The organism is Thalassobacillus sp. CUG 92003, assembly GCF_013618635.1.
Classification (GTDB): domain Bacteria; phylum Bacillota; class Bacilli; order Bacillales; family Halobacillaceae; genus CUG-92003.
In genome coordinates this window covers 149,737-163,553 of record NZ_JABLSJ010000001.1, presented here as the reverse complement: position 1 = coordinate 163,553, position 13,817 = coordinate 149,737, and the positions used below count along the sequence as shown (strand labels likewise).

Genomic DNA, 13,817 nt, shown 5'->3' with positions numbered 1-13,817 from the left:
TTTTTTATAACAAATCCGCACCATTTGGTCCAATTGATTTTCTAGATTTCTACTCATTATACTATTAGCTATAAGCAGGGCTTCTTCTCTTGAATTAACTTTTTGTTAAATCATGAGGATACCCTTTCTCTTTTTTCCTAAAGTTTTTCACACATACTATAGTACACTATCCCTCAATTTGTCTTTATTAAAAAAACTTAAATACCTTAATTTTAAATTTTCTAGATACCAGTATGTACCCAATAGCGTTTGTTACTATTATAGTTATCATGCTAGCGAATGCTGCACCACTAATTCCATACTTAGGTATTAATAATAAGTTTAGAACAATGTTAATAGTAAGAGCACCAAAATTAGAATACATCTGAAAATGCGGTGCACCTGTCATTGAAAGCATTATCCATACGCCTCCGACAGAAATATTAATAAACTGTCCGATGCTACGAAAAATTAAAGCATTATCGCCTTCTATAAATTCTGTTCCAAAAACATTTAAGAAGAATGCATTTCCTAAAATTAAAGTTAGAGTAATTAAAAAAGACACGATAGCCAATAATCTTGTAGTTTTAATGTATAGTTGTTTCATATCTTCATGCCTTTGTTCATGATAAAGAGTTGATATTTGAGGTGCGAAAACTGTATTAAAAACAACCAGTAATATAGCAACTGAATTGGATAACTGCAGAATTATTTGATAAATACCCACATCACGGTTTGTTAACATATTCCCTATCATTAGTATATCAGTCTTGCCTATCAAAGTTCCAAGTATCCCGGAGAATAATAAAGGAAATGAATATTTCAAAAAATCCTTATCTAAGACTATTCTTTTAAAATTACTTTTGTTTTGAAAGAAATACACAGTGATTGAAAATATAAAAGAAATATATACTGCAATTGCGATACTAAAGGGGTTTTTCCCAGTAAGGAAATAGAACACTAATACTAAAAAGATCCTTAACAGCATTGCTAAAAAGCCATTCACAAAAAAATACTTTTTAATTTCACCTTTAGATCGATAAATACCAAAAAATAGCTGTTCTATAGATAAACACCAAATTAAAGGTAGCATTATCTTAACAAAGTAATCATTCGTAAATAATAAACCTGTACATATAAGTACTATAGACATTAAGAGGTTTACTAAGAACCCCATACTAATGTGTTTATTCTTATTTCTTGGAATAGAATAAACGAATCCTGTGTCCATCCCAAATTTGGCAACCACCATTAGGAGACTAACTAGTGTAAATGCATAAGAATACTTTCCAAATATTTCAGCTCCATATAATCTTGTTGTAACTATAGAAAAAATCAATGTAAAAACAATATACGAACCTTTACCAAAAAAAGCTTCTATTAACCTAGTTAAAAATAAATTAGATGTTATTCTTTTGGGCATAAAATTCTTCACTAGTTTACACTCCAACATTCATTAAGAAATTCAAAATTTCATCCATTTTTGTTTGAACTTTCTTATATCTTCTCCAGAGTAAAAGTGGTTCATAAATTTCGAATTGTAGAGTTTATTCACATAATTTTCAGAAGGTACAAAGGTTTCTTTAAAATAAGAATAAGCTTCAGCATACCACTTTTGTGACCCATCATTAACTCTTACAAAATTAAAATCATCAATTTCTAAAAAACTTGCTATTTCTTCTTTAAGATCTCCCATTTTTTCCATTTGTAAAAGGAGTATTTCTAATTTATCTGTATTTATTATTGTATAACCTTTTTCTTGATCAAAAGGATATTGATATACATCAACAGAAAAAACTTTCTTGAATTCGTAATCAAACCAATTTATTCCATATTCATGATTGAAATGGTTCAAAAACATTCTTTTTAACATATCTTTGCTAGTGTTATTATTAAAACGATTATTATACATTCTGTTCATATCATATATCGGAAAATGGAGACCTTGAAAAAATATCGAAATATTACGTGAAATAGGTTCCCTGACTAATGATATTATTTTTAGTTTATTATTCATTTTTAATAGCATTTGTTTTGAGTATAAATTAGTTATCATTTTGTATTTTAATCTTTTATGTAAAGGGAAAAATCCTCTAACAGACTTTAACCCTTTAAACTGATCATACATTATTGGATTTCTAAAACTATGGGAGTGAAATACATTATATTCGTTTTGGTTCAAATATGTTTCAATACTAGTGGAGCCAACTTTGCCCATTTGATAAATTAATACAGAATTTTTAAATTCTTTTGGTAATCTCATTATCTAGACCTCTCAATATATGAAAATTTGGCTAGTGTTTGTTCCCACAACATGAATAGCGCGTTCCTTCCGTATTTGAGTATAGGAGGTATAGGGAAGGGCCCCCTGGAGCATGCTTCAGGAACACCGATAATCAGGGAAACGTCTTCAAAATGATCAATTTCAGGGTGCTCAGCTCTTTTTGAATATGACCCGTTACGAATCCAGCGGAGTAACTGATTTTTGAGTGTACCTTGTTCTTTACTTGTACTCAAATAAGGATAATACAAGTCTTTGTTGATTTCATTGTTAACTCCAAGTGTGCCTAATTTGTTTTTACGTTTCAGTTCTGAAGAAATTTCACTACGAGTTTACTATATAAATTTATATATTATCAAACTGTCAATTGTGAATATAGTTTGGTTAGTTGTTTCCAAATTTCATTTGAATTAAAATCATGTAAAGCTCTTTTCCTCGCTTCTTTTCCCATCATTATCCTTTTATCTTTATTATTTAATAAGAAGAGAGTTTGTTCTATAATATCTATTTTACTATCAACAGGTACTATGTAGCCTGTTCTCTGATGAACTACTGTATCTTTTGCCCCAGTTGCATTTGTAGTAATTACAGGGGTCCCTGCAGCTTGAGCTTGAATACTAACATTTCCAAAGCCCTCTCTATGTGTGGGGAATAACAAGACATCCATTATTAAAAAATATGGTACTGGATTTTGAACATATCCTTGATAAATTATGTTTACATTATTAATGATTTCATGTTTAATTTCCTTACTTATTGAATCTCCTTCCTCAAACTTACCTAAGACAATTAATTTAACATTTGAAAATCTTTTGTTTATTTCAGTAAATGCTTTAATTAACACTTCCACACCTTTATCTTTAACAATTCTACCAACAAAACCAATAATGAAATCATTTTGATTGATATTTAATTCGTGTCTTATTTTTACTAATTTATCGTCATATTGTGTTAGATCCCTATAAACGTCTAAGTTGATTCCATTACTGCTCCCCTTATTTAACACAGTAATCTTTGATAATTCAGATATATTTAATTCTGCCACTTCTTTTTTTAAGCTAGGTGATATACAGATAATCTGTGTCGATAATGTACACGCAATTTTTTCCGTCATCCATAGTACTTTTCTTTTTATTCCCTTAGTAGTCTCCAATCTTAGTCCTCGTATTGTATAAATTCTAGCAGGGACTTTTGTTATAAATGCTGCTATACTGCCTAATAATCCAGCTTTAGGTGTGCTTGAATTAACTAAGTCAGGTTGTTCCTTGAATAAAATTTTCACAATCTTAAAAAGAGAAATAATATCATTTAATAGACTTATTTCTCGTTTCATAGGTACGGAATACTTTGTAAATCTTTTTACTTTTTCCAGATCATCTCCAGGGGATGAAATAATGCAGACGTCAAAGCCATTGTCTTTCAAATATTCCAATTGCCCTTCCATTAATCTGAGACTAGTTGAAGAAGTAACAATATGAATAATTTTCTTAGGCATAATACAAATCCTTTCAATTTTAGATACGCCACTGATCCAAATTTTTTTCTATTAAAATTTCTAAAGAATCAATATCCTCATTAAATTTCTTATATAAAAAGTCCCTAGTTTCTACTTTCATTGGTGGAGCCGGTTTAAGGTTACTCTTTTTAAATGTATACCATAACTTTTTCCTAAATTTTTTAGGTAATACACCTTTTAAAACTTTCTTAGCTATAGAATTCTTGTTAACTACTTTGTTTATAGAAGTAAACTTAGGTTGACCACTTTTATTATATATATCTGCTTTAATAAAATTTAGTCTCTCTATTCCTAAAAACTGAAAGATATCATTGCATATTATTAAAGGATCCTTCTTAAACTCTTCAAAAATGCAAACTTTGACATTACTCCCTCCAAATATATCCATGTATCTTTTTACTTGCTGATAGTAAAATCCGCTCTGTACATAATGAAACCCGAACATTCGTCCCTCATCAATGCGCTGAGATTCATTTTCTAGTGCCTCTTCGAAACTAAGACTTTCAAAACTATCTCTGACTTGGTGCCAGTAAAGTGAATAGGCTCGATCCACAGGATTTCTTAACATTATAATAATTTTTGCGTTTGGTTGATATTTTTTTATCTCTTTAGCTGCCTTTGTAGAATATAAGTAAGAAGTAGATGCTTCACCAACCTTAGTCTTCATAGAAGCACCCTTAAATAGTGAATGGTAATCTTTTAAATTATCTATATACGCTCCTGAAGCCTTGTACTCACCAAAATAATGAGGTTCTTTATGGTCAGGCATATATATATCTGGATGCTGAGTTAAATATTCATATAACGAAGTTGTCCCTGCTTTCGCTGCACCGACAATAAAAAAATCCGGTTTTCTAGTCATAAGTTTCATCCTTAATAAAATTATTATTCTGGGGTTTATTTTTTAATTTCAATTGTACAATATATAAGGGAGCTACAAACATCAGATAAATCATCAAAAAATTGTAATTATAGAATGGGTTGCCTGTTACACTATAAAATAGAAATAAAGATTGCATGTATGTAGAAACCTGCAAAACTTCAATGATTTCACTAGAATTTCCATTATTTTGAAAGTTCAAATAAATAGTGTAGATTAAAGTACTGATTAACACAAAAGTAATTATAAAAGCGCCGAATATACCCATTTCAGTTAAAAGTTGTAAATATACATTATGGACATCTATACCTCGTCCAGCAAAAACATTATCAAAGGAAAGTTCTGCAAAAGAATTTATTCCCCATCCTAAAAATGGTTTTTGAGTGAATAACTCCCATGCATATAAGTAAAGTTCAAATCGACCACTAGCAAAATTATTAGCATTTAACTCAAAAAAATTAATTATATCTTCGGAGTAAATAATTATGAGAATAATCATCATTATTGTAAAGAAGGTAGATAGCATAGTTTTTTTTAGAAATGAATGATTAGTATAAAAAAACCAATATACAATTATCAAAGATGCCAAATTTGCTATAATAAAGATTCTTTTTCCACTTAACATGAGAGCAAAAATAAAACAAAGTATTATTATCCAATTCACTAAATTTTTTCTTTTTATCATCAATATCCCGAGTCCTGTTGAAATTAGAAACGCGTTAGTGCCAGATTGACCACTAACTCCAGAAGAAAGACCAATCTGATTAAAGTAGGTAGTTTGTCGTTGGGCCCCTTCAGTCAAAAATGGAAGAACTATTTGGCTAAATACGTCAAAACTAATATAGGAGAAAAAGGTCATAAAAACGATAAAACATGAAAATATTAAATGTAATTTGGTGAAGTTATAATAATAATCTTCTCTAAAGGAGAGAAGTGCGAATATCATTATTATAAGAATATAAGTAGCTGCGAATTCAATAGAATTTACCATTGAATAAGTATACATCAAACTAAAAGTAATTGGGATAGTTGTAAAAAACCATAACAAGTGATTAATTGAGAATTTCCTTTTTTCTATATAGTTATCTGCCATATTCAGAAATAAAACTACAATAAAAAAAAGTGGAAAGATTAGCACCTTTGCAAACTGAAGTTGTTCCACTGTTACTAGATACAAAGTAGCTAAGAAGAGGAATAAACTTATAATCAATAAATTTGTGGTTTTTATTTGTTTATTTATTTTAATCACACCTCTATATTAACGATTAACATCATCCTATAATTTGGTTGAAAATTCTTTTATACTCTTGTGCAATAACTTTCCAACTAAATTTATTAACATTTTTAATGCAATCTTTCGAAATTTTGTCATAGGATCCAATTATTTTTATTATCTTATTAGCAACATCTTTATGATCTAATGGATTAATACTAAAACCTACTTTTCCGTCTGTGAAATTTTCATCAAACCCCTCACCTTTTGTATATATTACTGGAGTACCTTGGCTCATTGCTTCAGCATACACTAACCCAAAAGATTCTTTTAAAGAAGGCATTACAAAAACATCGCAACTTCTATAAAATTCCTTTAGCTTCTCTTTGGAACTGATAAATGGTACTAAATTAATAAACTCATATTTGTTGATTAAGTAACTAGTTTTTTCATCTCCCGCTTTTCCAATAACTGTAAATTTTACATTATAACCTTTTTTAATTAATTCTTGACATGCTTTTATGGTTGTTAATATATTTTTGTTTTCATTTACCTTTCCAACGTAAAGAATATCTAGTGATTTCAAAGAATCTAATTTCTTTGGAACATATATGTTTTCTATCCAATATCGATCAATGCCAAATGGAATTACTTCGGACTTTTTTTCAATAAGTGTTTTCTCACTTTCATTAACATATTTATTTATTACATGCCTTTTATATGTTGGTGAAAGGAAAATTATTTTCGAGGAGTTTCTTAATATCTTTCTTCCGATTCTTCTTAATAAAAATATTTTATTAAAATAGAAGTTAACGTCCGTATTTTGAACAATAATTACATACGGTATTCTGTATCTTTTATAAAGTTTATAGGCGAGAAAACCATTTGAGAATAGTGAATAAGCTAGTGAAATATTAAAACTATTGATGTTGTATAGCTTTGATAAATTACACATCATTTTTTTATTCCTATGAAAAAATAAATACTTATCATATTTACTCAAACACTGCGACACATCGACAAATTCGCTAAATTTCTTTGTTTTTGATGTCTTTAAATAAATGGGATAAAACACTCTACTATTCACTTTAAGGTTAATTAAACTACTCACCATTTTTGGATAAATTGTAGATTGTTCATAATTTGAATTTATATGCAGAACTTTCATACTTTCATCCTTTTTTAAGGTATAATAAATATTATTAGGTTAGTTATTATAAACTCCAATAATAATACCCCTTTGATTGTAATTCTTTTTTATCCAACCTTGATTTGATATCTACCAATACTTTTTGGTTACTAAAAAGTTTATCTAAATAATCTATTTCATAATAGTTAAGAAATACGTTATGGGGCTCTGCTAAAACTATAGCACTAAGTCCAACTAAATCCTCTCTCGATACTAAATTTATATTATATTGATTCTCAACTTCTTCATTGTTGGCTAGAGGATCGTGTACTAGCACATTTACGCCGTATTCTTTTAGTTCGTTGATTATATCTATAACTTTTGAATTTCTTACATCAGGAACATTTTCCTTAAATGTCATCCCAAATATAGCAACTTTTGCATTTTTTACCTTTTGATCAGAACGTATTATTTGCTTAATAACATTAGAAGCAACATATTTACCCATTTCGTCATTTATTTTTCTACCTGCTAAAATTATTTGAGAGTAGTACCCTAGCTGCTCAGCTTTATAAGTGAAATAATAAGGGTCCACACCTATACAATGACCGCCTACTAGTCCCGGATGAAATTTCAAAAAATTCCATTTAGTTGAGGAAGCTTCTATTACTGATTTAGTGTCCACTCCCATTTTATTAAATACTATAGATAATTCATTCATAAAAGCTATATTAATATCTCTCTGGGCATTTTCAATTACTTTAGATGCTTCAGCAACCTTTATGGATTCAGCTTTGTAAACTCCAGCATCAATTATGGATTCATACACATTAGAAATAATGTCCAATACTTTATTATCAGAGCCAGACACCACTTTCATTATTTTAGTAATTGTATTTATTTTATCTCCTGGATTTATTCTCTCTGGTGAATAGCCTACGTAAAAATCAACACCAAACTTTAATCCAGATTCTGCTTCTAAGATTGGGATGCAAATCTCCTCAGTTGTCCCCGGATACACTGTTGATTCATAAACTATTATTGAGCCTTTTGATAAATTGCGTCCGACTATTTTACTTGCTTCAATTACTGGGTTAAGATTAGGTGTTTTATCATTATTTATAGGGGTAGGGACCGCAATAACATGGAATTTACACTCACTTAACTCATTTTCTTTGCTTGTAAATAAACAACTAGTGCTTTTTAATACCTCATTGCCAACTTCTCCTGTTGAATCAATCCCATCCTTATAATTTTCAATTTTGTCTGCATCAATATCGAATCCTACTGTATTAAATACTTTTGCAAACTCCATCGCAATAGGTAATCCAACGTATCCTAATCCAATTATAGATAATTTTTCTTTTTTTTCTATTAAATCCATGTACATGAAAATACTCCTCTTTCTATTATATATATAATACAAATCCCCAGATTTAAATAACCTATATAGACTAGTACATATTACTAATAGGTGACTCTTTTTCTTCAATGATCCCAAAAATCTTCTTTTTTATCTCATTATCGGAGAACTGTTCAATGTTAGTATTTAAAAAACCAAATAAACTCTCTTGCGGAATGTTTTTGTTTAATCCTACCCGTATCTTTGGGTAGATTTGTTTATCATGAACTTCATTCTCCCCGAGTAATTCCTCATACATTTTTTCACCAGGTCTTATTCCATTAAATTTAATCGGAATTTCATCCTCACTAAAACCAGATAATGAAATTAAATTCTGCGCTAATTCCACAATCTTTACCGGCTCACCCATGTCTAACACAAAGATTTCACCGCCTTTTGCAAGCGCTCCAGCTTGAATAACGAGTCTGGATGCCTCTGGGATCGTCATGAAATAACGAGTCATTTCAGGGTGTGTTACCGTAACGGGTTCACCATTTGCGATTTGCTTTTTAAATAAGGGGATAACACTGCCTCGACTTCCTAATACATTGCCAAACCTTACAGAGACAAACTTTGTCCTGCTATAACTGCTTAAGCTTTGGATCACCATCTCCGCCATTCTTTTCGTGGCACCCATTACATTCGTTGGGTTAACGGCTTTGTCGGAAGAAATCAGGACAAAGTTTTTAACACCTGCCTGATCGGCCGCTTCGGCCACATTCTTCGTCCCGAGCACATTGTTTTTGAGCGCTTCCTTCGGGTTTGCTTCCATCAACGGCACGTGCTTATGGGCCGCAGCGTGATAAATATAATAAGGTTGATGTAGCTCTATGATTTCAAATATACGTTCTCGGTCCTGGACGTCCGCTATAATCGGATAAAGTTCCGCATCAACGCCCCATTCCTTCAGTTCCATGTGAATGGTATAAATGCTATTTTCTCCGTGACCTAATAAGATTAACTTCCTTGGTTGGAACTTCAGCAGTTGCCGACATATTTCCGATCCAATTGACCCACCTGCACCTGTTACTAACACGGTTCGTCCTTGGACTTCGTTCGAAATAGACTGAATATCCAATTCAACCGGCTCACGACCTAGTAAATCTTCGATCGACACATCGCGAATTTGATTGACGGACACGTTCCCTAAAGCGAGATCCTCTAGCATCGGAAGAGTTTGGACGTTTTTCACGGCTTTTTGTGATTCGGTAATAATTTCTTTTACCCGTGAACGCTCAACAGATGGCATGGCAATGACGATATGATTAACAGCGTACTTTTTTGCAATGCGAGTAATGTCATCTGAATTGCCTAATACAGGTAAGTTCGCCACGGTTAGATGGTGCAGTGTGAAGTTGTCATCGATAAAACCAACGAGCTCCACCTCTTGTTCGTGCCCTTTCATCTGTCGGGCTAACATCTGTCCGGCAGCCCCTGCGCCTATGATCAACGTGCGCTTCCGCTCCATATTGTTAGTGGTGGCTGCACTACGTCTTGGTGCCAGTTTAATTCCATATGTATTGTAGTAACGCCACGCAAATCGTACGCCGCCTAACAATATGATATGAAGCATCCAGGTGACGGTAAGCGCACGTTCATAAACGGATCCGAAGAAAGATAATTGGATAAATGCCGTAATAAGAATCGATGCTGATACAACTACGAGAATGCCGAGCAACTCTTCTAAACTAGCATACCGCCATACTTTTCGATATAAATCCAAAAAATGAGAGAACAGATGATGCGTCAGCAGTAATACAATGGCGGAAACAATCATCATGACATCAATGACTTTCACGTAGGGATTGAGGAAAAAGTGCGACATAAAGATAGAAAACGTGACAATCATGGAGTCAATCAATATAAGTAGAGCTAATCGTTTGCTGTAGGTCATGTTTCACACTCCTTTCTCTACTGAAATTAGATCATCACCTGAATAAGCCTAATAACCCGCGCTTTCGCTTGATCGGCTGCGGGGAGTCAGCTGCCAGCATCTCGCCTTCTACTACAAATTTCGCATTCTCATGAAAAAAATAGGAGACAGCGGCACCGTATTCTGTCTCGATAGACTGGTAGGCTTCGCTTAGACAGAAGCCTCTCGAGGTTGTGTTATGTGCATCCGTCGCAATCACATGAGCGAGGTTCGCTTCAATCAATTGTTGGGAGAATTTCTTAACGTTCTTCCCGAAATGCCCGCACACACTCGCTGCAGTCACTTGCGTGAAGGCTCCATTTTGCACGAATTCATAGAGAAGATGTGGTTCTTTGACGAGTTTTGCATTTCGTTCGGGATGAACGATGATCGGCATATAACCTTGGCGCAGAATATTGAATAACAGCTGCTTGGTATAACGGGGAACTTGATCTGATGGCAATTCAACAAATACATAGGTGTTCGTATTATTAATCGAAAGGATATCATCGTCTTCGAGAGCTTGGGTCATATCACCGTGAATCCGTGTTTCTTGACCTGGAAGGATAGTAAGCGGGAGATTAGCCTGATTCAAAGCATTGTTCAATTCATAGAGGCGCTTCATGATGTCGCGTTTATAATTATTGTATTGACCGTTGCAATGATGGGGGGTGGCGACGATGGTATCGATTCCATCCTCGATGGCACTCTTGGCCATGGCAAGACTATCGTCAATTGTCGCTGCCCCATCGTCCACACCAGGTAGAATGTGACTATGTATATCAATCATAGCTGTTCGCTTCCCTTCCTGAATGACTTAGTTGAACTATAACCCTCTGCATGAGAATGAAACATAAAAAGCATATTCGGTGTCAAACACATCATATGCTTTTTATGTTCGCATGTTTAAGATTGATAGTTTTTTATCATGTCATGAACCTTCTGCACTTCCTGATTCGGAATTTGCAGATAGTAAATATCATCAATATAGGTGGAGTCACCAGTCATCTGATAAGTTTCCATATTCTTGCGGGCACTTCGATAGTTAGTCGCAAGGTTGCGCATGTCTTCAAACTGCATGTTTGTCTTCATGTTTTGTCCAAGCACATCCATGTACTTACCGATGTTACTCACAGCGTTCATGTTGGCCCCTTTATCGAGGACGCCTTGAATAACCTCCCGCTGTCTTTCATTACGCCCAATGTCGCCTTGCGGATCATCTTTGCGGTTACGAGCATAAGCTAGTGCTTCTTTGCCATTAAGCTCAATTTCACCTTTTTTAAACTGGATACCGTTTTGTGTAAAGGCCAAATCGTTGTTAACCGTGATACCGCCGACTTGGTCGACCATTTGTTCCAAACCTTCCATGTTCATACGCATATAGTAGTCCAACTCGATATCCAGGAAATTCTCCACCGTGTTCACAGACATTTCGCTGCCACCAAACGCATAGGCGTGATTAATTTTATCCTGGTACCCTTCTCCAACAATTTTAGTCCGAGTATCGCGTGGAATGCTGACCATTTGCATGCGATTATTGGCTGGGTCAAGAGTCATGACAATTATTGTGTCCGAACGACCGACATCATAACTGCGTTCGTCCACCCCGAGGAGAAGGATATTAATTGGTTTTTCCTCTTTCACTTTTTTCTTGGTTACGTCACTATCAATGCCTGAGACCGGTTCGTGGAGCTTTTCATCAACGGTGCTTTTCACATCACTGAAGATGGAGTAAGCATAAGCACCGCCTCCAGCTATGACGAGCACCAGGGTCAGCAATGTAATCCAGAGCCATTTTCTTCTTTTTTTTGGTTTGTGTTTATCCGTTCGTGCTACCATTGTACACACCTCACCGTTCCTAACTTTTGCCTATTATAAGGGATTAAAGAGGACATGATAATATCAGACTGGCGAAATACAACTAAAATAAGTCGAAAGTTTGGCGGATTCGACAAACACCGACGTTATTCCGCCATAGTATTAGATCCCCTAACTCAATCCCCTGCAGCGAAAAACACTACAGGGGAAGGATTAATTATGTTCCATAATAATAATAATAATTTTTATTCTTACGCTCTACGTCATTCAATACTGTGCCAAGCAGTTTACCATTTGACTGCTCAAGCAATTCTTTCGCACGTCTTGCTCCTTCAATTTCCGTTTCTTTACTGCGCACAACAAGCAATGCGCCGTCGCTTAAGTTCGCCATGATTTGCGCGTCGGTAACTGCTAGTACAGGCGGTGTGTCAAAAATGACAACATCGTATCTCGTGTAAGCTTCATCCAGCATGCGCTGCATAGAACTTGACCCGAGCAGCTCCGACGGGTTGGGCGGAATCGGCCCACACGTGATGGCATCGAGGTTATCAACAGAGGTCGGATTTATTACCTCATCAAAATGTTTATCCCCAATCAAGTAGTTGCTCAGTCCAGCAGTATTTTGGACCCGGAATGTATAATGGATCGTCGGTTTACGCAAGTCCGCATCAACGAGGAGCACATTTTTCCCTTGCTGGGCAAATACAATCGCCAGGTTGGCTGTCGTCAAGGATTTCCCTTCCGCAGGACCGGCCGAGGTGACCATCATGCTGCGCAAGTCACTATCGACAGAAGCAAATTGTAAGTTCGTTCGTATCGTCCGATATTGCTCTGAGATCGGTGAACGCGGGTTGATCTGGGCAATGAGCGTCCGGACATTCGCTTTAGACAGTTTTCTTTTCTTGCGCATAGGAGTTCCTCCCTCTTCGTTGCTGCGGCATCGCGGGTGCATCCTGATGCTGCTGACCGCTTTTAATATCTTCATCAACCATATGAGTCACGATCCCCATAACGGGAAGACCAAGCTGCTTCTCAACGTCCTCCTCTTCTTTGATCGTGTTATCGAGGTATTCGAGTAAGAATGCCAGACCCACACCCACCATCAGGCCAACAACAAGCGCAATTGCCATGTTCAAAAATGGCTTCGGGCTTACCTGGGACGGGTCCGCTTGTACTTCGGCTGGAGATAGAATGTTCACGTTGTCGACGTTCATTAGTTGTGGAATTTCTGCCTTGAATACTTCGACAATCGAGTTTGCCATCATAGCTGCCCGTTCTTGGTTCGTATCGGTGATCGTCAACGTGACCACTTGCGAATCCTGTTCGCTTGCGACTTGCATTTTTTCGCGCAATTCGCCCGTGCTCATCGATGTATCCATGTTCGAAATGGCCGATTCTAAAATCGTCGGACTTTTAATGATAACGTTATATGTATTGATAAGTTTAACGTTGGTTTGAATGTCACTCTGCGTAAATTCATTTTGATTGTTTTGATTGGTTTGCGCATTGACGAGGATCTGCGACGATGCTTCGTACGTTGGTGTCAAAATAAAATAGCTGGCAATGGCCGCAATGAGCAACGCACTGAACGCGATACTGACAATCATCAGCCACCGCTTTTTCAGCACCTGCCCGATCTCTTTCAATGATATGGTTTCCTCCATTACATGTGTCCCTCCAAAAGTAC

Annotated in this window: 12 protein-coding genes; all 12 read right to left on the bottom strand. The window is 35.0% G+C overall.

Annotation, left to right across the window (positions count from 1 at the left end; translation table 11 throughout):
* Positions 1-187: 187 nt before the first annotated feature.
* The 12 genes from HOP45_RS00730 to HOP45_RS00675 all read right to left on the bottom strand — a co-directional run bounded on the left by HOP45_RS00730 (position 188) and on the right by HOP45_RS00675 (position 13,794).
* The gene (locus HOP45_RS00730; RefSeq protein ID WP_181346897.1) at positions 188-1,414 is read right to left on the bottom strand and encodes a flippase; all 1,227 of its coding nucleotides are present in this window, start codon (positions 1,412-1,414) and stop codon (positions 188-190) included.
* A 30-nt stretch (positions 1,415-1,444) separates the two neighbouring features.
* Positions 1,445-2,242: a putative capsular polysaccharide synthesis family protein gene (locus tag HOP45_RS00725; RefSeq protein WP_181346896.1), complete on the bottom strand. Its 798-nt coding sequence runs from the start codon at positions 2,240-2,242 to the stop codon at positions 1,445-1,447.
* 373 nt (positions 2,243-2,615) lie between these two features.
* On the bottom strand, positions 2,616-3,755 hold the full coding sequence (locus HOP45_RS00720; protein WP_181346895.1) for a glycosyltransferase family 4 protein: 1,140 nt from the start codon (positions 3,753-3,755) through the stop codon (positions 2,616-2,618).
* 19 nt (positions 3,756-3,774) lie between these two features.
* Complete coding sequence (locus HOP45_RS00715; protein WP_181346894.1) at positions 3,775-4,638, bottom strand: sulfotransferase family protein; 864 nt, start codon at positions 4,636-4,638, stop codon at positions 3,775-3,777.
* Positions 4,631-5,905: an O-antigen ligase family protein gene (locus HOP45_RS20910; RefSeq protein ID WP_181346893.1), complete on the bottom strand. Its 1,275-nt coding sequence runs from the start codon at positions 5,903-5,905 to the stop codon at positions 4,631-4,633. Before HOP45_RS20910 ends, HOP45_RS00715 begins: the two co-directional genes overlap by 8 nt.
* A 22-nt stretch (positions 5,906-5,927) precedes the next feature.
* Positions 5,928-7,037: a glycosyltransferase family 4 protein gene (locus HOP45_RS00705; RefSeq protein WP_181346892.1), complete on the bottom strand. Its 1,110-nt coding sequence runs from the start codon at positions 7,035-7,037 to the stop codon at positions 5,928-5,930.
* A gap of 46 nt (positions 7,038-7,083) precedes the next feature.
* Positions 7,084-8,394, bottom strand: coding sequence for a nucleotide sugar dehydrogenase (locus tag HOP45_RS00700; protein WP_370457934.1), 1,311 nt, complete (start codon positions 8,392-8,394; stop codon positions 7,084-7,086).
* Between the two features lie 58 nt (positions 8,395-8,452).
* Positions 8,453-10,294 (bottom strand): polysaccharide biosynthesis protein, encoded by a 1,842-nt coding sequence (locus HOP45_RS00695; protein ID WP_181346889.1) that lies wholly within the window; start codon positions 10,292-10,294, stop codon positions 8,453-8,455.
* 34 nt (positions 10,295-10,328) lie between these two features.
* Positions 10,329-11,102 carry a tyrosine-protein phosphatase gene (locus HOP45_RS00690; RefSeq protein ID WP_181346888.1) on the bottom strand — a complete coding sequence of 258 codons (774 nt, stop codon included), beginning with the start codon at positions 11,100-11,102 and terminating at the stop codon, positions 10,329-10,331.
* A gap of 116 nt (positions 11,103-11,218) precedes the next feature.
* On the bottom strand, positions 11,219-12,151 hold the full coding sequence (locus HOP45_RS00685; protein ID WP_181346886.1) for an LCP family glycopolymer transferase: 933 nt from the start codon (positions 12,149-12,151) through the stop codon (positions 11,219-11,221).
* A gap of 196 nt (positions 12,152-12,347) precedes the next feature.
* The gene (locus HOP45_RS00680) at positions 12,348-13,040 is read right to left on the bottom strand and encodes a CpsD/CapB family tyrosine-protein kinase (protein ID WP_181346885.1); all 693 of its coding nucleotides are present in this window, start codon (positions 13,038-13,040) and stop codon (positions 12,348-12,350) included.
* Positions 13,015-13,794, bottom strand: a complete 780-nt coding sequence (locus HOP45_RS00675; RefSeq protein ID WP_181346884.1) for a YveK family protein — start codon at positions 13,792-13,794, stop codon at positions 13,015-13,017. The genes HOP45_RS00680 and HOP45_RS00675 overlap by 26 nt, the downstream gene beginning before the upstream one ends.
* Positions 13,795-13,817 lie beyond the last annotated feature (23 nt).

Excerpts from the sequence above, each read along its gene's own strand:
- HOP45_RS00725 (WP_181346896.1), bottom strand. The coding sequence starts at position 2,242 with ATGAGATTACCAAAAGAATTTAAAAATTCTGTATTAATTTATCAAATG.
- HOP45_RS00720 (WP_181346895.1), bottom strand. The coding sequence starts at position 3,755 with ATGCCTAAGAAAATTATTCATATTGTTACTTCTTCAACTAGTCTCAGA.
- HOP45_RS00715 (WP_181346894.1), bottom strand. The coding sequence starts at position 4,638 with ATGACTAGAAAACCGGATTTTTTTATTGTCGGTGCAGCGAAAGCAGGG.
- HOP45_RS00705 (WP_181346892.1), bottom strand. The coding sequence starts at position 7,037 with ATGAAAGTTCTGCATATAAATTCAAATTATGAACAATCTACAATTTAT.
- HOP45_RS00695 (WP_181346889.1), bottom strand. The coding sequence starts at position 10,294 with ATGACCTACAGCAAACGATTAGCTCTACTTATATTGATTGACTCCATG.
- HOP45_RS00690 (WP_181346888.1), bottom strand. The coding sequence starts at position 11,102 with ATGATTGATATACATAGTCACATTCTACCTGGTGTGGACGATGGGGCA.
- HOP45_RS00685 (WP_181346886.1), bottom strand. The coding sequence starts at position 12,151 with ATGGTAGCACGAACGGATAAACACAAACCAAAAAAAAGAAGAAAATGG.
- HOP45_RS00680 (WP_181346885.1), bottom strand. The coding sequence starts at position 13,040 with ATGCGCAAGAAAAGAAAACTGTCTAAAGCGAATGTCCGGACGCTCATT.
- HOP45_RS00675 (WP_181346884.1), bottom strand. The coding sequence starts at position 13,794 with ATGGAGGAAACCATATCATTGAAAGAGATCGGGCAGGTGCTGAAAAAG.